The 22,026-nt window shown below is 72.1% G+C and carries 24 protein-coding genes; 15 read left to right on the forward strand and 9 right to left on the reverse strand.

Annotated features, from left to right (window positions below):
* Positions 1-53: 53 nt before the first annotated feature.
* Positions 54-590 carry a GtrA family protein gene (locus ML5_RS05505; RefSeq protein ID WP_013284056.1) on the reverse strand — a complete coding sequence of 179 codons (537 nt, stop codon included), beginning with the start codon at positions 588-590 and terminating at the stop codon, positions 54-56.
* A gap of 490 nt (positions 591-1,080) precedes the next feature.
* Between ML5_RS05505 and ML5_RS05510 the strand changes: the two genes are divergently transcribed.
* The 4 genes from ML5_RS05510 (at position 1,081) to ML5_RS05525 (ending at position 5,874) form a co-directional block, all read left to right on the forward strand.
* Entirely contained in the window at positions 1,081-2,922 is a 1,842-nt protein-coding gene (locus ML5_RS05510; protein WP_013284057.1) for a phosphoenolpyruvate carboxykinase (GTP), read from the forward strand.
* A 40-nt stretch (positions 2,923-2,962) separates the two neighbouring features.
* Entirely contained in the window at positions 2,963-3,820 is an 858-nt protein-coding gene (locus ML5_RS05515; protein ID WP_013474016.1) for a hypothetical protein, read from the forward strand.
* 91 nt (positions 3,821-3,911) lie between these two features.
* Entirely contained in the window at positions 3,912-5,072 is a 1,161-nt protein-coding gene (locus ML5_RS05520; RefSeq protein ID WP_013474017.1) for a geranylgeranyl reductase family protein, read from the forward strand.
* Between the two features lie 31 nt (positions 5,073-5,103).
* Positions 5,104-5,874 carry an isoprenyl transferase gene (locus ML5_RS05525; protein ID WP_013284060.1) on the forward strand — a complete coding sequence of 257 codons (771 nt, stop codon included), beginning with the start codon at positions 5,104-5,106 and terminating at the stop codon, positions 5,872-5,874.
* A 137-nt stretch (positions 5,875-6,011) separates the two neighbouring features.
* Here the strand turns inward: ML5_RS05525 and otsB are convergent, their stop codons facing one another.
* The 3 genes from otsB to ML5_RS05540 form a co-directional block, all read right to left on the reverse strand.
* Complete coding sequence (otsB, locus tag ML5_RS05530; protein ID WP_013284061.1) at positions 6,012-6,836, reverse strand: trehalose-phosphatase; 825 nt, start codon at positions 6,834-6,836, stop codon at positions 6,012-6,014.
* Between the two features lie 69 nt (positions 6,837-6,905).
* Complete coding sequence (locus ML5_RS05535; RefSeq protein WP_013284062.1) at positions 6,906-7,259, reverse strand: hypothetical protein; 354 nt, start codon at positions 7,257-7,259, stop codon at positions 6,906-6,908.
* A gap of 163 nt (positions 7,260-7,422) precedes the next feature.
* Positions 7,423-7,863: an XRE family transcriptional regulator gene (locus tag ML5_RS05540; RefSeq protein ID WP_013474018.1), complete on the reverse strand. Its 441-nt coding sequence runs from the start codon at positions 7,861-7,863 to the stop codon at positions 7,423-7,425.
* 264 nt (positions 7,864-8,127) lie between these two features.
* On the opposite strand from ML5_RS05540, the gene ML5_RS05545 reads away from it, so the two are divergent.
* The 6 genes from ML5_RS05545 to ML5_RS05570 all read left to right on the forward strand — a co-directional run bounded on the left by ML5_RS05545 (position 8,128) and on the right by ML5_RS05570 (position 13,374).
* Positions 8,128-8,469, forward strand: a complete 342-nt coding sequence (locus ML5_RS05545; protein ID WP_013284064.1) for a hypothetical protein — start codon at positions 8,128-8,130, stop codon at positions 8,467-8,469.
* Entirely contained in the window at positions 8,466-8,891 is a 426-nt protein-coding gene (locus tag ML5_RS05550; RefSeq protein ID WP_013474019.1) for a hypothetical protein, read from the forward strand. Before ML5_RS05545 ends, ML5_RS05550 begins: the two co-directional genes overlap by 4 nt.
* 317 nt (positions 8,892-9,208) lie before the next feature.
* Positions 9,209-10,615: a PhoH family protein gene (locus tag ML5_RS05555; protein ID WP_013474020.1), complete on the forward strand. Its 1,407-nt coding sequence runs from the start codon at positions 9,209-9,211 to the stop codon at positions 10,613-10,615.
* Positions 10,616-10,849: 234 nt separating this feature from the next.
* A complete protein-coding gene (locus ML5_RS05560) occupies positions 10,850-11,539 on the forward strand; it encodes a transglycosylase SLT domain-containing protein (protein WP_030270729.1) in 690 nt (229 codons plus the stop codon).
* Positions 11,540-11,642: 103 nt separating this feature from the next.
* Positions 11,643-12,299, forward strand: coding sequence for a rhomboid family intramembrane serine protease (locus tag ML5_RS05565; RefSeq protein ID WP_013284068.1), 657 nt, complete (start codon positions 11,643-11,645; stop codon positions 12,297-12,299).
* A 106-nt stretch (positions 12,300-12,405) separates the two neighbouring features.
* Positions 12,406-13,374 (forward strand): NAD(P)/FAD-dependent oxidoreductase, encoded by a 969-nt coding sequence (locus ML5_RS05570; RefSeq protein ID WP_013284069.1) that lies wholly within the window; start codon positions 12,406-12,408, stop codon positions 13,372-13,374.
* A 12-nt stretch (positions 13,375-13,386) separates the two neighbouring features.
* Here the strand turns inward: ML5_RS05570 and ML5_RS05575 are convergent, their stop codons facing one another.
* Complete coding sequence (locus tag ML5_RS05575) at positions 13,387-14,073, reverse strand: TetR/AcrR family transcriptional regulator (RefSeq protein ID WP_013474022.1); 687 nt, start codon at positions 14,071-14,073, stop codon at positions 13,387-13,389.
* Between the two features lie 139 nt (positions 14,074-14,212).
* Between ML5_RS05575 and ML5_RS05580 the strand changes: the two genes are divergently transcribed.
* Positions 14,213-15,151: an NAD-dependent epimerase/dehydratase family protein gene (locus ML5_RS05580; RefSeq protein WP_013474023.1), complete on the forward strand. Its 939-nt coding sequence runs from the start codon at positions 14,213-14,215 to the stop codon at positions 15,149-15,151.
* Here ML5_RS05580 and ML5_RS05585 read toward each other — a convergent pair.
* Both ML5_RS05585 and glpX read right to left on the reverse strand, forming a co-directional pair.
* Positions 15,148-16,128, reverse strand: coding sequence for a DMT family transporter (locus tag ML5_RS05585; RefSeq protein WP_013474024.1), 981 nt, complete (start codon positions 16,126-16,128; stop codon positions 15,148-15,150). The genes ML5_RS05580 and ML5_RS05585 overlap by 4 nt on opposite strands.
* Entirely contained in the window at positions 16,125-17,156 is a 1,032-nt protein-coding gene (gene glpX / locus ML5_RS05590) for a class II fructose-bisphosphatase (RefSeq protein WP_013284073.1), read from the reverse strand. The genes ML5_RS05585 and glpX overlap by 4 nt, the downstream gene beginning before the upstream one ends.
* Positions 17,157-17,303: 147 nt before the next feature.
* Here glpX and ML5_RS05595 point away from each other — a divergent pair, with 147 nt between their 5' ends.
* Positions 17,304-17,993, forward strand: coding sequence for a DUF4245 domain-containing protein (locus tag ML5_RS05595; RefSeq protein WP_176739731.1), 690 nt, complete (start codon positions 17,304-17,306; stop codon positions 17,991-17,993).
* A 92-nt stretch (positions 17,994-18,085) separates the two neighbouring features.
* A complete protein-coding gene (locus tag ML5_RS05600; protein WP_013284075.1) occupies positions 18,086-18,925 on the forward strand; it encodes a hypothetical protein in 840 nt (279 codons plus the stop codon).
* A 40-nt stretch (positions 18,926-18,965) separates the two neighbouring features.
* On the opposite strand, the gene ML5_RS05605 is transcribed toward ML5_RS05600, so the two are convergent.
* The gene (locus tag ML5_RS05605) at positions 18,966-19,178 is read right to left on the reverse strand and encodes an exodeoxyribonuclease VII small subunit (RefSeq protein WP_013284076.1); all 213 of its coding nucleotides are present in this window, start codon (positions 19,176-19,178) and stop codon (positions 18,966-18,968) included.
* Between the two features lie 13 nt (positions 19,179-19,191).
* On the reverse strand, positions 19,192-20,358 hold the full coding sequence (gene xseA / locus ML5_RS05610) for an exodeoxyribonuclease VII large subunit (protein ID WP_041784137.1): 1,167 nt from the start codon (positions 20,356-20,358) through the stop codon (positions 19,192-19,194).
* Positions 20,359-20,553: 195 nt separating this feature from the next.
* On the opposite strand from xseA, the gene ML5_RS05615 reads away from it, so the two are divergent.
* Positions 20,554-21,543 (forward strand): 4-hydroxy-3-methylbut-2-enyl diphosphate reductase, encoded by a 990-nt coding sequence (locus ML5_RS05615; protein WP_030270742.1) that lies wholly within the window; start codon positions 20,554-20,556, stop codon positions 21,541-21,543.
* Between the two features lie 38 nt (positions 21,544-21,581).
* Positions 21,582-21,992, forward strand: a complete 411-nt coding sequence (locus tag ML5_RS05620) for a hypothetical protein (protein WP_013474028.1) — start codon at positions 21,582-21,584, stop codon at positions 21,990-21,992.
* Positions 21,993-22,026 lie beyond the last annotated feature (34 nt).

The raw sequence follows: 22,026 nt of genomic DNA on the forward strand, positions 1-22,026 counted from the left end.
CTTAGGCAGTTGGCTGGGCCGGCTGGGCCCGGCGGGTCGGGATGGGCGGTTCGTCACGCCCCGGACTCTCGGTCGTGGCTCGTTGCCGGAACGGGAGGTGTTCCCGCCTCGACGAAGACGAACCGTCGGTACGACCAGAACCGGAAGAGTGTCCCCAGGCCGGTGCCGACGACGAAGCTGGCGATGTTGTCAGCCAGGGGCGTCTGGAACACCGCGGGCCAGATCGCGCCCAGCCCGTAGTGGCTGATCGCCAGGCAGGCCACCGCGATGCCGAGGCCGACCGCGTTGAAGAAGAAGAACAGCGCGTACTCGCGGGCCGGGTTCGACCGCTGCCGGTGCCGCCACGTCCAGAACCGGTTGCCGAGGAAGGCGACGGTCGCGGCGATCACCGTGGAGATGGTCTTCGCGGCCAGCGGTGCCATGTCCCGGCCGCTGGACAGGTAGTTGAAGAGGATGAAGTCCACGACGAAGGCCAGGCCGCCGACGGTGGCGAACTTGCTCAGCTCGTGGATGAGGTGACCGAAACGGTCGAGCAGTGCTCCGATCGGACCCCGGCGGGTCTGCGGAGCCCCCGGTTGGTCTCCGGTCATCGTCGCGGCCACCCGCCGAGAGTACCGGTTGCGCGGTAACCGGGCGGACTGCAACGGCGAGTCGGCCACGACGGCTTCGCCGCGGCCGTCGCGCTCGGGCTGCCGGGGTCGGAGAGGCGTCGCCCGTTCTCGATGTCCGTGAGCAGAGCGTAACGCGCTGTGCGAATCTGTGGAGCGCATCACGGAATCGTCTTTCGCGACATGTTCGTACGCTTCAACGCGATCGGGCGTCGCGGTCACTCGGTGCCGGACCCGGCCGTCGAAGGTTCACCGCAGGATTTGCGTGAAACTGCGCGCGAAAGCGGGTATCAGATCGTGATGCCGCAGCGTGGCCGTACCTTGTGCAGTTCTTCACAACCAGTCCCACTGACTGACGAGGCAGTCCGGTTTACGCTGAGCCCAATCCCAGGTTTCCACGAGGCGGCGTACCAGCCCGCCGGAACTCGTGCACCCCATAGATCGGTCAGCGTCGACCACAAGGAGAAGTGACATGGTTGCTCCGGCTGCTGTTCGGGGTATCGATCAGGCCCCGACGTCCAACCCCAAGCTGCTCGCCTGGGTACGTGAGGTCGCGGAACTGACCACCCCGGACCGTGTGGTCTGGGTGGACGGGTCTGATGAGGAGTGGCGCCGCCTCACCGACGAACTCGTCGAGAACGGCACCCTGATCCGCCTCAATCCCGAGAAGAAGCCCAACTCGTTCTACGCGCGTACCGACCCCACGGACGTCGCCCGGGTGGAGGAGCGCACCTTCATCTGCTCCGTCGACGAGGCGGACGCCGGCCCCACCAACAACTGGATGGCGCCGGCCGAGATGAAGCGGACGATGACGGAGCTGTACCGCGGCAGCATGCGCGGGCGCACCATGTACGTCATCCCGTTCTGCATGGGCCCGGTCGAGGCCGAGAACCCCATGTTCGGCGTGGAGATCACCGACAGCCCGTACGTCGTCGCCTCGATGCGGATCATGACCCGGATGGGGTCGTCGATCCTGGAGGCGATGGGCGACGACGCCGACTTCGTGCACGCGCTGCACTCCATCGGCGCCCCGCTCGCGCCGGGTGCGCAGGACGTGGCGTGGCCGTGCAACGAGACCAAGTACATCTCGCACTTCCCGGAGACCCGGGAGATCTGGTCGTACGGCTCCGGCTACGGCGGCAACTCGCTGCTCGGCAAGAAGTGCTACTCGCTGCGTATCGCCAGCGTGATGGGGCGCGACGAGGGCTGGCTCGCCGAGCACATGCTGATCCTCAAGATCACCTCGCCGGAGGGCAAGGTCTACCACATCGCCGGCGCCTTCCCGTCGGCCTGCGGCAAGACCAACCTCGCCATGCTGGAGCCGACCATCCCGGGCTGGAAGGTCGAGACCATCGGCGACGACATCGCCTGGATGCGGTTCGGCGCGGACGGCCGCCTCTACGCGATCAACCCCGAGTACGGCCTGTTCGGCGTCGCACCCGGCACCGACTGGAAGACCAACGCCAACGCCATGCGGACGCTGGACCGGGGCAACTCCATCTTCACCAACGTGGCGCTCACCGACGACGGCGACATCTGGTGGGAGGGCATGGGTGAGCCGCCGGCGCACCTGATCGACTGGAAGGGCAACGACTGGACGCCGGAGAGCGAGAGCCTCTCCTCGCACGCGAACAGCCGTTTCTGCACGCCGATCACGCAGTGCCCGATCCTGGCCGACGACTACTACGACCCGAACGGCGTGCCGATCGACGCGATCCTGTTCGGTGGCCGCCGCCGGGACACCATCCCGCTGGTCACCGAGGCCCGCGACTGGGTGCACGGCGTCTACATGGGCGCCACGCTCTCCTCGGAGACGACCGCCGCCGCCTCCGGCGCGGTCGGCGTGGTCCGCCGCGACCCGATGGCCATGCTGCCGTTCATCGGTTACAACGCCGGCGACTACTTCCGGCACTGGATCGAGATGGGCAAGGGCGCGGACGGCGACGAGGCCAAGCTGCCCAAGATCTACTACGTGAACTGGTTCCGCAAGGACGCCGAGGGCAACTTCCTCTGGCCGGGCTTCGGCGAGAACTCCCGCGTGCTCAAGTGGGTCATCGAGCGGCTGGAGGGCCGGGCCGAGGCCGTGGAGACGCCGATCGGCATGGTGCCGGCGCAGGACGCGCTCGACGTCGAGGGTCTGGACATGACCCCGGAGGACGTCCGGATCGCGCTGAAGGTCGACGCGGACGAGTGGCGCAACGAGCTGCCGCTGGTCACCGAGTGGTTCGAGAAGTTCGGGGACAAGCTCCCCGGCGTGCTCTGGGCCGAGCTGGACGCGCTGCGCGCCCGGCTCGACGCGGAGCCGCAGAAGTAACAGGTGTGCCTGTTGCCCCCGCCGGGCAACATCGGATGCCATGAGGACGGCCGCTGAACCTGTCGAGGTCCGGCGGCCGTCCGCCGTCCGGGCGCTCACCACGCTGCTCGCCGTGACCGCGGCGGCCACCGTCGTGGTCGAGCTGCTCAACTACTGGTACGCCCCGGAGCAGGAGTTCGGTCTGGCCGTACGCACCGGCTGGGCGATGCTCCGGTCGCTCGGCTTCCTGCTGCTGATCGGGCAGGTGAACAAGGGCCGGGTGGGTGCGCGGCCGTTCGGGCTGATCCTGGCCGTGACCACGATCTTCGCGGTCGGGCGGCTGATCGTGCCCCGGCAGGGGGTGCCCGCGCTGCCGGGCCTGGTCGGGTTCGCCGTGCTCACCGCGCTCTGCGTCGCCGTGGTGGTGCTGCTCTACCGCTCCGAGGCGATCCGCGCGCACCTGGTCCGGCACCGCAAGGGCCTGGTCGTCGAGGGCGGGACGATCGCCTGGCGGGAGATGGCGCCGAAGCGCCCGCAGGCGAACGGCTGGCTGCTCACCGCCCGGGTCGCGGCGTTCACCTACAGCCCGCTGATGCTGGTGCCGGCGCTCGTCGCGACCGGCGCCGTACTGGACGGGCGGCTGGCCGCCGTACCGGCATTGATCTTCTGGTTCGGCGCCGGCATCGCGGTCAGCTACGCCGTGCTGTTCTGCACCGCCTTCCTGCTGCGCGACCGGGCATGGGCGCGCCGGGCGCTGGTAGTGGTCACACTCGGCGTCCTGGCGATCGACCTGCCGCTGTGCTGGTGGCTGCTCGGCACCGACGGCCTGATCCGCGACGGCGCCCCCCTGGTCACGGCGGCGGCCCTCACCTTCTACTCCCTGCACCGCGCCACCCGCACCCCACCCTCACTCGGTTGACCATGAAGTTGGCGTCTTATTCGATCTCCTTCGCTGCCGTCAACCTCATGATCGTCGCCCAGGGCAGGGTGCGGCGGGGCAGGATGAGGACATGTGGGACGTCGTGGTGGTGGGGGCGGGGCCGGCCGGAGCGGCCGCAGCGCTCGGCGCGCGGCGGGCCGGGGCGGCGCGGGTGCTGCTGCTCGACCGGTCCGACTTCCCCCGCGACAAGGCGTGCGGAGACGGCATCGCCGCGCACGCGCTGGACGTCCTCGCCGAGCTGGGCGTGACCGGCGCGGTCGACGGCTACGCGCCACTGCCCGCGCTGCGCCTGGTCGGCCCCGGTGGCGGCACCGTCGCCCGGACGCTGCCCCGGCCCGCGTACACGGTGCCCCGCCAGGTGTTCGACGCGCGCCTGGTGGCAGCGGCGGTGGCGGCGGGCGCGGAGTTGCGGCGGCACACCGTACGCCGGGTGGACATCGCCGCCGACCGGGTGGTGCTCGACGGAGAGCTGTCCGCACGGGCGGTGGTCGGCGCTGACGGCGCCGGATCGGTGGTACGGCGCGCGCTCGGTCATCCGGTCAACCCGGACCGGCACCTGGCGCTCGCCATCCGGGGCTACGCGCCCACACCGGCCGGGCCGCCCGAACAGCTCATCGTCACCTCGGCCGCGCGCTGGCCCGCGTATGCCTGGGCCTTTCCGATCGGCGACGGTCGCGCGAACGTCGGGTACGGGGAGGTGTTGCGCGGCGAGCCACTGACCCGCGCGCACCTGCTGGACCGGATGGCAGCGCTGCTCCCGGACGTCGACCCGGCCACGGTGACCGGGTTGCGGGCGCACCACCTGCCGCTGTCCACCCACCGGCCCGCGCCCGGCCGCGGACGGGTGGTGCTGGCCGGGGACGCGCTGTCGCTGATCAACCCGTTCACCGGCGAGGGCATCTTCTACGCGCTTCGGTCCGGAGCGCTCGCCGGCGCGGCGGCGGCCGGCTCCCCGGCCGGGGCCGCCCGGGCGTACGCCGCCGCGCTGCGCGCCCGGCTCGGCACCCACCTGCGGCACAGCTCGGTGGCGGCGTGGCTGGCCCGGCGGCGCCGGGTGGTCGACGCGGTGGTCGGCGCGGCCCGGCGGGACGAACGCGTCTACCGCACCGTGGTGGAGCTGGGACTCGGCGACGGCCGGCTGGACGCGCGCACCCTGATGGCGATCGGGGCGGACCTGCCGCGACCACGCCGGACCGGCGCACAGTCAGGTGATATGCCACCGAGACACTGATCTCTCCCGCGGGTCGCTACCCTGCAAGGTGATGACTCTGCGGAAACTCCTCTACTCCGTGTACGAGCGCCGGCTGACGGCGAAGCTCGCGGGCAAGCCCGTACCCGCACACGTCGGCGTGATGTGCGACGGCAACCGCAGATGGGCCCGGGAGATGGGCTTCGTCGACCCGAACGACGGCCACCGGATGGGCGCCGAGCGGATCAAGGAGCTGCTCCGCTGGTGCGACGCGGCAGGCGTCGGGCACGTCACACTCTGGCTGCTCTCCACCGACAACCTGTCCCGCCCGGCCGCCGAGCTGGACCCGCTGCTCCAGATCATCGAGGACCTCACCACCGAGCTGGCCGAGGAGGGCAACCCCTGGCGGCTGCGGATGGTCGGCGCGCTCGACGTGCTGCCGGCGCAGCACGCCGCCGCGCTCAAGGCCGCCGAGGAACGCACCCGCGACCGCGACGGCGGGGCTCAGGTCAACATCGCAGTCGGGTACGGCGGGCGGCGCGAGATCGCCGACGCGGTCCGCTCGCTGCTGGTGGAGCACGCGGCGAACGGCGGCACGATCGAGGAACTGGCCACCTCGATCAACGTCGACCACATCTCCGAGCACCTCTACACGAAGGGGCTGCCGGACCCGGATCTGATCATCCGGACCAGTGGCGAGCAGCGGCTCTCCGGCTTCATGCTCTGGCAGAGCGCGCACTCGGAGTTCTACTTCTGCGAGCTGAACTGGCCCGACTTCCGCAAGGTCGACTTCCTGCGGGCCCTGCGCTCCTACGCCACCCGCCAGCGCCGCTTCGGCACCTGACCCCCTCGCCCCCACCGCCCCACCCGCCGCCCTCGCCCCGGCGATCTTGCACTTTCGGCCCCGAGGGCGGGGCTTTTGCCCTGCTTTGCCGGGGCGGCAAGTGCAAGATCGCGGGGGAGAAACCGCGGGGCGGGGTGTCAGCGGAGGTGGGGCAGGGCGGCGGTGAGGAAGTCGGCCAGGGCGGCCGGGGAGTCCAGGGTCAGGTCGGCGGCATCGGCCACCTCGTGACCGGTCTCCGGGTTGGCGACGGCGACGCAGACACCGAGGAAGTCGGGATCGGCGGCGGCGCGGGCGCGCAGCGCGGCGAACGCCTTGATGTCGGAGACGTCGTCGCCGAAGTACCAGGCGCCACCGGCGTCCCGGACCGTCTCGCCGATCACCATGCCCTTGTCCCGGTCGACAGGGGGCTTCAGTTCCAGCACCATCCGGCCCGGCTGGGCGCGCAGGCCCAGCCGCTCGGCCTGGGCCCGGCCCCACTCCTGCACCAGGTCGCCGAGCTGCGGTGCGGTACGCCAGTGCAGCGCCACGGAGAGCCGCTTGAACTCGACGAGCGCGCCGGGCGGCAGTTCGGCGCGGGCCTGCTCGGCCAGCTCTGACATGGTCGGCACCCACGGCAGGGCGGCCGGCTCGGTGACCGTCTCGCCGCCGGAGTGGCTGTGCTCCAGGCCGTAGAGCCCGTACAGGTCGATGCCGGCGAGGCCGCCGAGGTGGTCACGCAGGAAGTCCACCGGGCGGGCGGAGACGATGGCGATCCGGCGGACGTGCGGGGCGAGCGCCTCCAGCGCGGTGAGCACGTTGGGCGCGGGCCGTACGGCCGTGGGGTCGTCGTCGACGGGCGCCAGTGTGCCGTCGAAGTCGAAGAAGAGGACGACGTCACCCGCGCGGTCAGCGGTCGCACGCCAGGCGTGCTCCGCGTTCAACGGGGTCTTCGGCTGCTGGTTGCCCAGATTCAACGGCGGCACGCGCGTCAGCGTACCCCGCGCCGGGCGGCGTATTCGTGGCCGAGATGTGACGTCGGAACGACGTGGGGATCAGCGTTCGGCGGCTCCTCGTCCCCGGCGACCGAACGGCACCACGGCCGCCTCCTGCCCGTGGCTGAGCAGGTAGCCCTCCACGAAGCCGGTGTTGCGGTCGCCGGTGTGTGCCTCGATCTCGTTGAGCCGCGCCACCAGGAACTCGGTGAGCGCGCTGACCCGGTCGTTGAGCCGATCGTGCAGCTCGGCGACGACGGCGAGGATCACCGCGGTGCCGGCCGTGGTGAGCGCGAAGAGGTTGACGACCAGGGGAAGCTGCCCGCCGTCCAGTACGCCGACCACCACGTTGCCGGTCACGCACGATGTCAGCGACACCACCGCGACCACGACTGCCAACCATTTCAGGGTCATGGACAGACCCCTCCTTCTGTCCCGCAGGGCTGGGTTCGGCTGTGTCCCGTCCCCCCGCCGATGACGAGCCCCTAGCAGTACAAACGTGGACGCTAGCGGGTCCGATCCGTCCCCGAGGCGAAACGATCGGGTCCGACCTTCCGTTCTTTCGCCATCTGAGGAACTACCCTGCTTGTTTACCCCTATTTCGGACACCGCCCGGCAGAGTCGGGCGATATGCGAGGTAACGAATGGTTTCTCGAATGTGGAACTTCTCCGCGTCGGACACGTTCGGGTCGACCAGCCGGCGCAGCAGCGCCTCCACGTCCGGGTCCATCGGGGGCGGGGTCGGCGCGGTACGCGGTCCGGCGGCGCGGTCCCAGCCGAGCGCGGTGAACGCGGCGGCGGGGTCGAGCCCCAGCCCTTCGCAGAAGGCGACCACCCGTTCCGCCTCCGGGTCGCTGGCCCAGTCGCCGCGTACCCATCGGTTGATGGTCTGGCGGGAGACGCCGGTGCGCCGGGAGACCTCGGTGCCGCTCCAGGCCCGCAGTGCGCGGGCGTCGTCGAGCGCGCGCCGGACGAAGGTGGCGAACGCGATCTTCCGTGCGTTGGTCGTCTCGGTCACCCCGTGACGGTACGGCCAGTCGGTCCCTAGAGGACGGCTCGGCGCGCTGCTGTCACGCCGACGTGACGATGATCCGGGATTTCCGGTAAACGATCCAGTGCTGCTCCTGAGGGGTGTCACCCGGGCAGAATAGATGGACACGAGTACGGCGGCAAAGGCCTGAAAAGCTGATACTGTCACGCTCATGAGACAACTTACGGTGTGTCACGTGCTTGAGACGACGAGTGCTCACATGCGTCACTCCGCGGGTGCCGAGGGGGTTTCGTGACCGAGCTCGCGACACGTGCCCAGGCTTTCGGGCTGATCGCGGACGGAGTGTCCGCCGGGCTGAGCGCCCCCTGGCGTCTCTATCTCGCCCGCGGGTGCCGGTATCTCTCACTCAGCGTCGGCGACCGGGGGGAGTGGGACGCCTGGCGGACCCACCTCGGCTGCCCGGAGCTGAGCGTGCGGGTCTACGACTCCGGCGGGGAGATCCGCCGGGCGTCGGTGGCCGAGGTGATCCTCGACGGCTGCCGGATCAGCGTGGAGCTGGTCGAGGAGGTCAGCACCGACGATCTGGAGCGCCTGCTGGTGGTCGACCCGCTGCCCGGGGCGGACGAGCGATGACTCCCTTTCTCGCCGTGGTGCTCGTTCTCCTGCTCGGCTCCACCTGCTACGCGGCCGGGCGCCTGCACGGTCAGCTCAGCTACCGCATCGGCTACCGGTTCGGTTACCGCCAGGGCTACTTCGACGGTGACCGGGGCGCCTGGAACCGCCGTCGGCGTGATGCCCAGGCGGCGATCGCCTCGGCGCTGTCCGGTCCCGGCCCGACCGTGGTGACCTCGGCCGGGCGCTCGGCCGTGCCGTTCGCCGGCACCTCCGTACCCGCAGCGGTCGCCGCCCGGCCCGGCTCGGCCCCGGCCGTCCGCGTCACCGCCACGGCCCAGCTCGGCGCCGTCGGCCGGGTGGGCACCACGTACACCGGATCGTCGTTCGGCGCGGCCGGCGCCGGACCGCGGGCCGGCACGCTGGTGCGCCGCCAGGGCTGAGGCCCGCGCCGCGTCGCGGCGCCGCAGTGGACGACCGGCCGGGGTGCGCGCAGGGGGCATGCATCCCGGCCGGTTCCGGTCCGCCGGTCACTCGAACGGGTGTACGTCCGGCGAAGACCGAACGATGATCCACGCGCACCTCTAGCCCCGCGGCCCCGGTGCGATTAGCGTCTAGGCATGGCACGGGGTTTTCCCGGGCCAGCCGGACAGCCCGGACCTGCGTCCTCGCGCACGGGGCCCGCATCCGACCCCGTGTCCTCCGGGCACCGGAAGAGGCGGAACTCGGGTGGCCGGGTGCCCATCCGCGGAGCAGGCCTGTGACCACTCGCCGTACCCCCGCCGGAGCCGAGCAGACCCCGGCCTCGACCGCCCCGACCCGCCGGACCACCCGCAGCCGCCGCGCCGCCGCCGCGGAGGCCGAGGAGCCCCGACCAGCCGGCCCGGCCTTCGTCCTGGACACCTCGGTCCTGCTGTCCGACCCGGCGGCCTTCCACCGCTTCGCCGAGCACGAGGTGGTGCTGCCGCTGGTGGTGATCTCCGAGCTGGAGGGCAAGCGACACCACCCCGAGCTGGGCTGGTTCGCCCGCCAGTCGCTGCGCATGCTGGACGAGCTGCGCGTGCGGCACGGCCGGCTGGACCGCCCGGTGCCCGCCAACGACCAGGGCGGCACGCTGCGGGTGGAGCTGAACCACACCGACGACGGGGTGCTGCCGCCCGGCTTCCGCAACGAGTCGAACGACGCGCGCATCCTGTCCGTGGCGCTCAACCTGGCCGCCGAGGGGCGTGAGGTCACGCTCGTCAGCAAGGACATGCCGCTGCGGGTGAAGGCGGCCTCGGTGGGCCTGCGCGCCGACGAGTACCGGCACGGTCAGGCCAGCGACCCGACCTGGACCGGGATGGCCGAGCTGGATCTGGCCGAGGAGGAGATCGGCCGGCTGTACGCGGGCGAGACGCTCGACGTCGACGCCGCGGCGGGCCTGCCCTGCCACACCGGCCTGGTGCTGCACTCCGGGCGGGGCTCGGCGCTGGGCCGGGTGCTGCCCGACAAGACGATCCGGCTGGTCCGGGGCGACCGGGAGGCGTTCGGTGTGCACGGGCGCTCGGCGGAGCAGCGGGTCGCACTCGACCTGCTGCTGGACGAGTCCATCGGCATCGTGTCGCTCGGTGGGCGGGCCGGCACCGGCAAGTCCGCGCTGGCGCTCTGCGCCGGCCTGGAGGCGGTGATGGAGCGGCGCCGGCACAAGAAGGTGATCGTGTTCCGCCCCCTGTACGCGGTCGGCGGCCAGGAACTCGGTTACCTGCCCGGGTCGGAGTCGGAGAAGATGTCGCCCTGGGCGCAGGCGGTCTTCGACACGCTCGGCTCGGTGGTGCACGAGAACGTGCTGGAGGAGGTCACCTCGCGCGGGCTGCTGGAGGTGCTGCCGCTGACCCACATCCGCGGCCGGAGCCTGCACGACGCGTTCGTCATCGTGGACGAGGCGCAGTCGCTGGAGCGGGGCGTACTGCTCACCGTGCTGTCGCGCATCGGCCAGGGGTCGCGGGTGGTGCTCACCCACGACGTGGCCCAGCGGGACAATCTGCGGGTCGGCCGGCACGACGGGGTGACGGCGGTGATCGAGGCGCTGAAGGGGCATCCCCTCTTCGCGCACGTCACGCTCAGCCGATCGGAGCGTTCTCCGATCGCCGCCATGGTCACCGACCTGCTGGAGGACATCCCCGGCTGAGCGCCGCTTTTGCCCTACTTTGCCAGCATTTTTGGGGTGACGCAGATCACTTTTGAGCCCGGCCATTTCCCACTGGCCTCACTGTGCGCAATGGTGTCCATCGAGCGTCACCTACCACTCGGGAGCCGGACACGGCCCCGGAGTCACACCGGTACCGGTGCGCTCACGGCACCCGGCGTGACCCGACCCGGCCATGCGCGTGCCGTGTCCCTGCCCCCGACGAAGGGAAACTTCGTGAGTCGGCTGTGGAGCCGGTTCGGCGCCCGTACGGCCGCTGTCGCGCTGCTCTCCGTGGGCGTCGCCGGCGGCTTCTATCTGGGCGAGGATCGACAGACCCAGCAGCAGGGCCTGACCGCGCAGGTCGGCCTGAAGGTCGACCAGACGGAGTACGCGTACCAGCGCGACCGGCTGTCCGACCACCGCGTGGACTCGTCTCGGCAGCGTGCCGCCGAGTACCAGGCGAAGCTGCGTGCCGCCGCGGCGGCGAAGGAGGCCGCCGAGCGGGCCAGGAAGGCCGAGGCGGCCGCCGCCACCCGCAAGAAGGAGCGGGCCGCGGCCGAGGAGGAGGCGGAGGCGAAGGCCAAGCCGTACGACGGCCCGATCCCGTCCTCGTGCGCTGAGTACAGCGGCAACCGGAAGATCGGTTGCGCCATCATGCTCGACAAGGGCTTCGGCATCGACCAGTTCCCCTGTCTGGACAAGCTCTGGACCAAGGAGAGCGGCTGGAACCCGAAGGCCTCCAACAGCTCCTCCGGGGCGTACGGGATCCCGCAGGCGGTGCCGGGCAGCAAGATGGCCTCGGTCGCCGACGACTGGAAGACCAACCCGGCGACCCAGATCACCTGGGGTCTCGGCTACATCAAGGGCCGGTACGACACTCCCTGCGGCGCCTGGCAGAAGTCGCAGAGTTCGGGCTGGTACTGACATCACCACGACGGCGGGACACGCGGACAGACCCGGGTGTCCCGCCGTCGTCGTACCGCCGTCCGACTGGCGGCCTGCCGCATTTGCTGATAGCTCTTGGTAGGTGACCTGGCACGGCGGCCCCAGTGGCGACCCCTACCGGTTCGGCACCGACGCGTTCTATGCGGCGCTCGGCCGGGCCTTCGTCGCCATGTGCGCGGTGGTCCCGGTGCTGTTCCTCATCGAGGCGCTCGACGTCGGCCTGCGACTCGGCCTGGACTACACCGCCGGCATCATCCCGCAGCGGCTCCAGGGCCTGGACGGTGTCTTCTTCTCGCCGTTCCTGCACGCCGGCTGGAACCACCTCTACAGCAACAGCATCCCGCTGATCCTGCTCGGCACGTTCGTGCTCGCCGCCGGCACCCGCCGGTTCCTCTGGTCCACCGCCGTCATCATCCTGGTCAGCGGTCTGGGCGTCTGGTTCACCGGCTCACCCAACTCGGTGGTGGTCGGTGCCAGCGGCGTGATCTTCGGCTACCTCGGCATCCTGCTCACCCGGGGCGTGGTGGAGCGGAGCTGGTGGAACTTCGCCGTCGGCCTGCTGGTCGGGTTGCTCTACGGCTGGCAACTGCTCGGCATCCTGCCGACCGACGAGCGCATCTCCTGGCAGGGCCACCTGTTCGGGCTGCTCGGCGGCGTGGTCGCGGCGATCCTGTTCCGCCGCCGCAACGACACCGGCGAGTCCGACCGTCTCGGCTCACCGAGGATGACGCTGCCCTGACGGCGCGTTGATCGAACCGCGGGACGTCCTTGCCCGCGGCCACCTGCCCGCCTACCGTTTCCGCATCAGCACGGGGTGATCCCGAAGCGGAAAGTGACGGTACGCCATGCGCGAGGTCGATGTCGCCGTGATCGGGGCCGGTCCCGCCGGGCTCTTCGCCGCCTACTACGCCGGTTTCCGTGGACTCTCCGTGTCGGTGATCGACGCGCTGCCCGAGCCGGGCGGTCAGGTCACCGCGATGTACCCGGAGAAGCTGATCCTCGACGTCGCCGGCTTCCCCGCGATCAAGGGCCGCGAGCTGGTCACGAACCTGGTCGCGCAGGCCGCGCCGTTCCGTCCCGACTACCGGCTCGGCGTACGCGCGGAGAAGCTGTCCTACCTGGACGGCCGGCCGGTGCTCGGCCTGGCCGGCGGTGAGCAGCTCAGCTGCGGCGCGGTGCTGGTCACCGGCGGGCTCGGCAGCTTCACGCCCCGGCCGCTGCCGGTCGCGGAGAGCTTCACCGGCGGCGGCATCGTCTACTTCGTGCCGCAGCCCACCGAGTTGACCGACCGGCACGTGCTCATCGTCGGCGGCGGCGACTCGGCGTTCGACTGGGCGGCCACGCTCGCCCCGCTGGCCCGGTCGGTGACGCTTGTGCACCGGCGGGACCGCTTCCGGGCGCACGCCGCCACCATCGAGCGTGTCCGCGCGCTGCCGGTGCGGATCGTGGTCAACGCCGAGGTGAGCCGGCTCTACGGCGAGGAGACGGTCACCGGCGCCGAGCTGACCGTACGCGGCGGCGAGGTGGAGACGCTGCCGGTGGACACCGTGGTGGCCGCGCTCGGCTTCACGGCCGACCTCGGCCCGCTCGCCGAGTGGGGGCTGAACCTCGACCGCCGGCACATCGTGGTGGACAGCGCGATGGCCACCAACCTGCCCCGGGTGTTCGCGGCCGGGGACATCACCGAGTACCCGGGCAAGGTCCGCCTGATCGCCACCGGCTTCGGTGAGGCCGCCACCGCCGTCAACAACGCGGCTGTCGTCATCGACCCGACCGCGCACCTGTTCCCGGGTCACTCCTCCGACGGCACCTGACGCCGACCGGCGTCAGGGCAGGCCGACCAGGTCGGCCATCAGGCCGATCTGGTGGTCGAAGTACTCGTCGCGGTGCGGCAGCGCCCGGTTGATCCGGCCGAACAGCTCGAAGCTGATCAGCCCGAACAACTGGGTCCAGCCGGCCATGCCGCGGGCCAGCAGCGCGGGCGGCACGTCCATCCCGATCAGCTCGACCAGTTCGGCCACGTCGCCGCGCAGCGGCTCGGGCAGATCCTCGTCGGGCGGGGCGAGCCGGCCGGAGGCCAGGCCGTCGCGCAGGATGCCGACCAGGGTCACCGGAGGGCGCTGGGCCGGCACGACGGTGTCGTCCGGGGCCGCGTACCCGGGCACCGGGCTGCCGTAGAGCAGCGCGTACTCGGCGGGGTGGTCGAGCGCCCACGCGCGGGCGGCCCGGCAGGCGGCGAGCCAGCGTCCGCGCAGGTCGGCCTGGTCGGCGGCGGCGTCGGCCGCCTCCACCGCGTCGCCGAGCGCGTCGTACGCCTCCAGGATCAGCGCGGTGAGCAGGTCGTCGCGGCTGGGGAAGTAGCGGTAGATCGCCGAGGAGACCATGCCGAGGTCGCGAGCCACAGCGCGCAGGGAGAGGTTCGCGCCGTCGGTGTCCAGGTGGCGGCGGGCGACCGTCTTGATCTCTTCGATCATCCCGGCGCGGACCCGGGCGCGGAGCGAGGGAGCGACCATGTCCCCACTCTGCCACGACGAGAGCAGCAATCAAAAGAGAGAGCACTGCTCTTGACTTGCGCCGCTTCCGTGAGTCATGCTCTGTTCCGAGAGCGGTGCTCTCGATTCGAATTACTGCTTCAGTGAAGGTGGACCTGTCATGGCACTGCACGTGATCGTCGGCGCCGGCCCCGTCGGCACCGCCACCGCCCGCCTCCTCGCCGAGCGCGGCGAGCGGGTGCGGGTGGTCACCCGGCGCGGCACCGGCCCCGAGCACCCGGCGATCGAGCGGGTGGCCGCCGACGCCGCCGACGCGGACCGGCTCGCCGCGCTGACCGAGGGCGCGGACGCGCTCCACAACTGCGCCAACCCGCAGTACCACACGTGGCCGACGGACTGGCCGCCGCTGGCCGCCGCCCTGCTCACCGCCGCCGAGCGCAGCGGCGCCGTGCTCGCCACAGTCGGCAACCTCTACGGGTACGGCCCGGTCGACGCCCCGATGACCGAGGCGACCCCGCTCGCCGCCACCGGCGTCAAGGGCCGCGTCCGCAATCGGATGTGGGCCGACGCGCTGGCCGCCCACCGCGCCGGCCGGGCCCGGGTCACCGAGGTACGCGGCTCCGACTACATCGGCCTCGGCGGCACCTCGCTGCCCATGATGGTGCTGCCCAAGGTGCTCGCCGGGCACCGGGTGTTCCTGCCGGTCGCCTGGGACGCGCCGCACACCTGGACGTACGTGGGGGACGTGGCCCGTACCCTCGTCGCCGCCGCCACCGACCCGCGCGCCTGGGGACGGGCCTGGCACGTGCCCAGCGCGCCCCCGATGGCCATGCGGGCGCTCGCCGACCGGGCGGCGAAGCGGGCCGGGGCGCCGGCGCCCCGGCTGACCCGGATGCCCTACCCGGTGCTCTGGCTCGGTGGTCTGGCCGACCCGTTCGCCCGGGAGATGCGGGAGACCGCGCACCAGTTCGCCGGGCCGTTCGTGATGGACTCCACCGCAGCCAGCGAGACGTTCGGGATCGAGGGGACGCCGCTGGACCGGGTCGTCGACGAGATGATCACCGGCCTGCGCGCCGCCGCGCCCGCCGCCGCCCGCTAAGGGCGGCGGGTCGGGCCGAAGGCGGCGACGAGCACCGCGACCAGAGTCAGCGTCGCGCCGAGCAGCGTGTCCAGGCCGGGGTGCGAGGCGGCGGTGGGCAGCAGCAGGTCCAGCAGCACCGCACCGACGATCTGCCCGGCGATCGTGGCCAGGCCGAGCAGCAGCACCCCGGTGAACCGGACGAGGGCGGCGGCCAGCGCGATGAACACGATCCCGAGCGGGCCGCCGAGGTAGAGCCACGGCTCGTCCGGGAACGCGCCTGCCGGCCGTCCGCGTACCGCCAGGTCCACCGCGAAGGTGACGAGCAGCGCCGCCGTACCGACTGTGAAGTTCACGAGCGTGGCGGTCATGGCACTGCCCGCCGCCGCCCGGACCCGACCGTTGACCGCCTGCTGCCAGGCGATGCCCACCCCCGCCGCCAGCGGCAGCAGCGCCAGCGCCAGCGCGTGCGGGTCGCCGAGCCGGTCGCCCACCGCCAGCAGGACGGCGAGCACTGTGAGCACCGCGCCGATCAGCCGGTTCGGGGTGACCGGCTGCCGGCCGGCCGGGCCGATGCCGGCCCGGTCGACGAGCAGGCTGCTGCCGGACTGCCCGGCCACCACCGCGACGGTGAAGACCGCGACGCCGAGCGCGCCGATGGTCAGCCCCTGCGTCGCCACCAGGAACGCGCCGCAGACGCCGCCCAGGCACTGCCAGGGCCGCAGCGCGCCGGAGCGCAGCGCGCCGCGCAGGGCGGCCAGTCCCCGCCGGCCACCGGGGGTGGCGGGGACCAGCACCAGCAGGATCAGCAGGCCCACACCGAACGAGACCACCGCGGCGGCGATCCCGTCGGCCAGGCGTACGCCCAGCTCACCGTTGATCCGGGACTGCACGGCGACCATCACGCCCGAGGCGGTGGCCAACCCGACACCGGCGACACGTCGCCCGGTCGACAGCGTCTGCGGTGCCGGTGGTGCCGCCGTCCCGGTCCGGCTCACTCCTGCTCGGCCAGCGGGCGTCCGTCGAAGTCGACAGCCGAGTAGAGGGCGAGCTTCTCCAGGCGGTGGTACGAGTCGATCACCCGGATGGTGCCGCTCTTGGAGCGCATCACGATCGACTGGGTGTACGCGCCGCCGGAGCGGTAGCGCACGCCGCGCAGCAGGTCGCCGGAGGTGACACCGGTGGCCACGAAGAAGCAGTTGTCGCCGGTGACCAGGTCGTCGGTGAACAGCACCCGGTCCAGGTCGTGCCCGGCGTCCAGCGCCTTGCGACGCTCGTCGGAGTCCTTCGGCCAGAGCTTGGCCTGCATCATGCCGCCCATGCACTTGAGCGCGCACGCGGCGGTGATGCCCTCCGGGGTGCCGCCGATGCCCATCAGCACGTCCACGTCCGACTCGCCGCGGGCCGCCGCGATGGCGCCCGCGATGTCCCCGTCGGAGATGAGCCGGATCCCGGCACCGGTACGCCGGATCTGCTTGATCAGGTCGTCGTGGCGCGACCGGTCCAGCACGCACACGGTCACCTCGGCGGCGTCGGTGCCCTTGACCTTGGCGATCCGGTTGATGTTCTCGGCCACCCCGGCGTTGATGTCCACCACGTCGGCGTACATCGGGCCGACCGCCAGCTTCTCCATGTAGAAGACGGCGCTCGGGTCGAACATCGCGCCGCGCTCGGCGACCGCGAGCACCGCCAGCGCGTTCGGCATGCCCTTGCTCATCAGCGTGGTGCCGTCGATCGGGTCGACCGCCACGTCCACCTCGGGGCCGGTCCCGTCGCCGACCTCCTCGCCGTTGAACAGCATGGGGGCGTTGTCCTTCTCGCCCTCGCCGATCACCACGACGCCGCGCATCGGGATCGAGTTGATCAGCTTTCGCATGGCGTCGACTGCTGCGCCGTCGCCGCCTTCCTTGTCGCCCCGGCCGACCCAGCGGCCGGCGGCCATCGCCGCGGCCTCGGTGACCCGGACCAGATCGAGGGCGAGGTTGCGGTCGAGATCCTGGGGCGTCCGCGTCCTGGTGGTTGTCATGGCGGCCTCCTCGCGACGTTGCGGGGTGGGACCGGCGGCCACCGCCGCCGGTTTTGTCGCTGATCCTCACACGATCTCAGGTTCGCCGTCCCGGCGGGGCGGAGGAGGCCAGGATCACGTCACCCGGTGGGCTGCGACAATGGCCGGGTGGAAGCCGCACAGCCTGCCGACCGCACACCGACCGACGCCACCCCGCCGGAGGGCCAGCCGCCGGTCCGACCGGACGGCGCCCCGGCCCCGTCCGAGGGTCAGCCCGCGCTCGTCGCGGATCGGGGCGAGCCGGCCCCCGTGGTGGACACCCCCGCGCCGCCGGCGGGCAAGGAGAAGGCCCGCTCCGAGCGGTCGCCGAAGGACATGGCGCTGTCCCTGCTGATCCTGCTGGTCCCGATCGCGCTGCTGCTCGCCTTCTACCGGGGCTTCCTCGGCGGCGACTCGCCGGTCACAGTCGACCCGGCGCCCGCGCTGGAGCAGGCCCGCTCCGCGAACGCCTTCCCGGTCAGCGAGCCGACCGGGCTGGGCGACGACTGGCGTACGGTCAACGCCCGCTTCCGGACCGAGGCGGACGGCTCGACGCTGCGGATCGGGTACGTGACCCCGGAGGGCCGGGGCGCGCAACTCGTGGAGAGCAACGTTCCGGCGGAGAAGCTGCTGCCGGCCGAGCTGACCGAGGGGCAGCCGCAGGGCGCGGCCGACCTGCCCGGCGGGCTGAGCTGGCAGCGCTACACGGCACGCGGCAACGAGCAGGCGCTCGTCCTGCTGGAGCCGAACCGTACGGTGATCGTTGTCGGTGACGCGGGGGAGACGGAGCTGCGCAAGCTCGCCACGTCGCTGCGCTGACGTCCTCCCTCCGGGGGACGCGGGATTGCGGAACCCCGCTTCCGGGAACAGAAGGGACATCGAGCCCGGACGACCCACCTGGAGAGGTTGACGTGAAGATTCGACGCTTCAGCGCCACCGCGTTCGCCGCGGCGCTGCTCATTCCCGGCCTGGCGGCCTGCAACGGCAACGGGACGACGTCCGACGCCTCCGCGACCCCGAGCGCCTCCGGCAGCGTCGCACCGAGCGCCACGGCGTCCAGCAGCGCGGCCAAGCAGGCTCTGCTCGACTCCACGAACGCGATCCGTGAGGGGAACTTCAAGTTCTCCATGACCGGCGCGGGCTCCACCGCCGAAGGGCAGGTGCACGAGCCGAGCCAGAGCGCCGACATGCGGATGACCATCGGCGACCCGTCGTCGGACCTGATGATGAAGCTGGACCTGATCCACGCCAAGCCGGACAGCTGGGTCAAGCTGGAACTCGGCGGCACCGCTGCGGCGCAGATCCCCGGCGTGAAGAACCTCAACACCGGCAAGTACCACCACCTCGACCAGAACCGGGTCAAGGGCAACCGGGCGCTGGGCTTCGACTTCGAGAAGCTCGACCCGGCCGGCAGCGCCGTGCTCACCCAGGGCATCACCGAGGTACGGCAGACCGGCGAGGGCGCGTACGAGGGCACCGTCGACGTGTCGAAGGCCGCCGAGGCGGGCTCGCTCGACCCGGCCGTGATCACCGCGCTCGGGGCGCAGGCCCAGTCGGTGCCGTTCACCGCCAAGGTCGACACCCAGGGCCGGCTCAGCGAGATGGTGCTCAAGATCCCGGCCGCCGGGCAGAGCGCCGCGCAGGACCTGAAGATCACCTACACCGACTACGGCAACGCGGCGCCGGCCCAGAAGCCCTCGGCCGACCAGGTCGTCGAGGCCCCCGCCGAGCTGTACAACCTGTTCAACTGAGGTCTGCGGTGGGGTTCGGCGATCGCGCCGAATCCCACCGTCACTCCTCGGCGCGCTGGCGGGCGGCGTCGATGCGGGCGCGGGCGCCGTCCAGCCAGCGCTGGCACACCCCGGCGAGCTGCTCGCCGCGCTCCCAGAGGGCGAGGGACTCCTCCAGCGAGGTGCCGCCCGCCTCCAGCTTCTCCACCACCGAGGCCAGCTCGGCGCGGGCCTGCTCGTAGCTGAGCTGTTCGTCCTGCTTCGTCCCGGTCATCGTCTCTCTTCCCTCAGCCGTCGACGGTGGCGGTCAGCTCGCCCTCGGCGAGGCGTACCCGCAGTGGATCGCCCTTGGCCACCTCGGAGGCCGCGCGGACGACGTGGCCGTCGGCGCGCTGCACGATCGCGTAGCCGCGCTCCAGCGTGGCCGCCGGGGACAGCGCGCGCAGCCGGGCCAGCGTGTGCCGCAGGTCGTCGGTGGCGCCCCGCAGCCGGTGCTCCAGGGACCGGCCGGCGCGGTCGCGCAGCGCGGACACGTCCACCGCCCGCTGCTCGACCATCACCTGCGGCCGGGCCAGCACCGGGCGGGAGCGCAGCAGGTCGATCCGGTGCTGCTCCCGGTCGACCAGGTGACGCACCGCCCGTTCGAGCCGGGACCGGGCCTGGCCGATCAGCCGGGTCTCCTCGGTCAGGTCCGGCACGATGCGCTTCGCCGCGTCGGTCGGGGTGGAGGCGCGCACGTCGGCCACGTAGTCGAGCAGCGGCGCGTCCGTCTCGTGGCCGATCGCGCTGACCACCGGCGTGCGGCAGGCGAAGACCGCCCGGCACAGCGCCTCGTCGGAGAAGGGAAGCAGATCCTCGATGCCCCCGCCGCCCCGGGCGATGACGATCACGTCGACGGCCGGGTCGGCGTCGAGCACCTTGAGCGCCCCGACGATGTCCGGCACCGCGCTCGGCCCCTGCACCGCCACGTTGATCGTGCGGAAGTCGACGGCGGGCCAGCGGCGGCGGGCGTTGGTCAGCACGTCCCGCTCGGCCGCCGAGGCTCGGCCGGTGATCAGGCCCACCCGGCCCGGCAGGAACGGCAGCCGCCGCTTGCGGGACCGGTCGAACAGGCCCTCGGCGGCGAGCAGCTTCTTGAGCTTCTCCAGCCGGGCCAGCAGCTCGCCGAGGCCGACCTGGCGGATCTCGTCGGCCCGCAGGCTGAGCGTGCCCCGCGCGGCGTAGAACTCGGGTTTGGCGTGCAGCACCACCCGGGCGCCCTCGCGCAGCTCCGGCGCGCCCGCGTCCAGCACGTCGCGGTTGGTGGTGACGGTCAGGCTGAGATCGGCCGACGGGTCGCGCAGCGTGAGGAAGACGGTGCTCGCGCCGGGGCGGCGGCTGATCTGCGCCACCTGGCCGTCGACCCAGACCCAGCCCAGGCGGGCGATCCAGGCGCCCACCTTCTGGCTGACCACCCGGACCGGCCACGGCTCCTCGGCCGTGCTGCGCCCGTCCGACCTGCTCTGCCCGTCCGACCTGCTCTGCCCGTCAGACGTGCTCCGCCCCTCCTCGCCCGCGCTCACCCGCCCACCCTACGGCCCGGGACCGACAGCGCCCGCGTGCGCCTCGCGGCCGCTGCCGCGCGGGAGAGCGGCACGTACGATGGGCGGGTGACTGACGCTGAGACGACTCCCCGGACCGGCAAGCGCGTGCTCCTGGCCAACCCCCGCGGCTACTGCGCGGGTGTGGACCGGGCGGTGCAGACCGTCGAGGAGGCGCTGAAGCTCTACGGCGCGCCGATCTACGTGCGCAAGCAGATCGTGCACAACAAGCACGTGGTGCGCACGCTGGAGGCCCAGGGCGCGATCTTCGTGGAGGAGAACGAGGAGGTGCCGGAGGGCGCCACAGTCATCTTCTCCGCCCACGGCGTCGCCCCCGAGGTGTACGAGCAGGCCAAGCAGCGCTCGCTGCGGGCGATCGACGCCACCTGCCCGCTGGTCACGAAGGTGCACCACGAGGCCCGGCGGTTCGCCGCGCAGGACTACGACATCCTGCTCATCGGCCACGAGGGGCACGAGGAGGTCATCGGCACCGCCGGTGAGGCGCCCGCCCACATCCAGCTCGTCGACGGCCCGGACGGCGTCGACAAGGTCACCGTGCGCGACCCGGAGAAGGTGGTCTGGCTCTCCCAGACCACGCTGTCGGTGGACGAGACGCTGGAGACCGTGGCCCGGCTCAAGAAGCGGCTGCCGCTGCTCCAGTCGCCGCCCAGCGACGACATCTGCTACGCGACCTCCAACCGCCAGCACGTGGTCAAGGAGATCGCCCCCGAGTGCGACGTGGTGATCGTGGTCGGTTCGCGCAACTCCTCGAACTCGGTCCGGCTGGTCGAGGTGGCGCTCGACGCCGGGGCCCGCGCCGGCTATTTGGTCGACTTCGCGCACGAGATCGAGGACGCCTGGCTGACCGGCGCCCGGACCGTGGGTGTGACCTCCGGCGCGAGCGTGCCGGACGAACTGGTCCAGCAGGTGCTCGCGCACCTCGCCGAGCGCGGCTTCGGCGACGTCGAGGAGATCACCACCGCCGACGAGCGGCTGACGTTCTCGCTGCCGCAGGAGCTCAAGCGCGACATGAAGGCCGCCGCCGCGGCCCGCGGCTGACCGGGAACGGATCGGCCGTCGGCCGCGTCCAACAAACCATGAAGACTCCTCGTACGGTGCTCGTCGCACTGCTCGCCGGTCTCGCGCTGACCGCCTGCGCCGCACCCGGCGACGGGTCCGCCGATTCCGACCCGAGCCCGAGTACGACGGGAGCCGCCCCGGTGACCAGCCAGCCCGACCCCGGCACCAGCCCGAGCCGTCCGGACCCCTCCTGGAAGGGCGGGCCGTCGACCCCGCCGGGTGTCGGCGGCACCGTCATCAGCGGCACGGTGCAGGCCGGCGTCGAGCCGAACTGTCTGCTGCTCGACGGCCACCTGCTCGTCGGTGGCCCGCGCGACGTGCTCAAGGCCGGCGCCCGGGTCGAGGTCACCGGCCGCCCCGAGCCGGGCATGATGACCACCTGCCAGCAGGGCACCCCGTTCGTGGTCGAGTCCGCCCGCCCCGCCTGACGACACGAAGGAGCCCCGCCCCCTACGAGAGGGG

The sequence above is a fragment of the Micromonospora sp. L5 genome, from assembly GCF_000177655.2.
Taxonomy (GTDB): Bacteria; Actinomycetota; Actinomycetes; order Mycobacteriales; family Micromonosporaceae; genus Micromonospora; species Micromonospora aurantiaca.

What these genes read in the sequence shown, in the direction of transcription:
- ML5_RS05620 (WP_013474028.1), top strand. Translation starts at nt 21,582, where the DNA reads ATGAAGACTCCTCGTACGGTGCTCGTCGCACTGCTCGCCGGTCTCGCG.
- ML5_RS05550 (WP_013474019.1), top strand. Translation starts at nt 8,466, where the DNA reads ATGACTCCCTTTCTCGCCGTGGTGCTCGTTCTCCTGCTCGGCTCCACC.
- ML5_RS05505 (WP_013284056.1), bottom strand. Translation starts at nt 590, where the DNA reads ATGACCGGAGACCAACCGGGGGCTCCGCAGACCCGCCGGGGTCCGATC.
- ML5_RS05575 (WP_013474022.1), bottom strand. Translation starts at nt 14,073, where the DNA reads ATGGTCGCTCCCTCGCTCCGCGCCCGGGTCCGCGCCGGGATGATCGAA.
- ML5_RS05570 (WP_013284069.1), top strand. Translation starts at nt 12,406, where the DNA reads ATGCGCGAGGTCGATGTCGCCGTGATCGGGGCCGGTCCCGCCGGGCTC.
- ML5_RS05520 (WP_013474017.1), top strand. Translation starts at nt 3,912, where the DNA reads ATGTGGGACGTCGTGGTGGTGGGGGCGGGGCCGGCCGGAGCGGCCGCA.
- ML5_RS05580 (WP_013474023.1), top strand. Translation starts at nt 14,213, where the DNA reads ATGGCACTGCACGTGATCGTCGGCGCCGGCCCCGTCGGCACCGCCACC.
- glpX (WP_013284073.1), bottom strand. Translation starts at nt 17,156, where the DNA reads ATGACAACCACCAGGACGCGGACGCCCCAGGATCTCGACCGCAACCTC.
- ML5_RS05515 (WP_013474016.1), top strand. Translation starts at nt 2,963, where the DNA reads ATGAGGACGGCCGCTGAACCTGTCGAGGTCCGGCGGCCGTCCGCCGTC.
- ML5_RS05605 (WP_013284076.1), bottom strand. Translation starts at nt 19,178, where the DNA reads ATGACCGGGACGAAGCAGGACGAACAGCTCAGCTACGAGCAGGCCCGC.
- ML5_RS05535 (WP_013284062.1), bottom strand. Translation starts at nt 7,259, where the DNA reads ATGACCCTGAAATGGTTGGCAGTCGTGGTCGCGGTGGTGTCGCTGACA.
- ML5_RS05510 (WP_013284057.1), top strand. Translation starts at nt 1,081, where the DNA reads ATGGTTGCTCCGGCTGCTGTTCGGGGTATCGATCAGGCCCCGACGTCC.
- ML5_RS05525 (WP_013284060.1), top strand. Translation starts at nt 5,104, where the DNA reads ATGACTCTGCGGAAACTCCTCTACTCCGTGTACGAGCGCCGGCTGACG.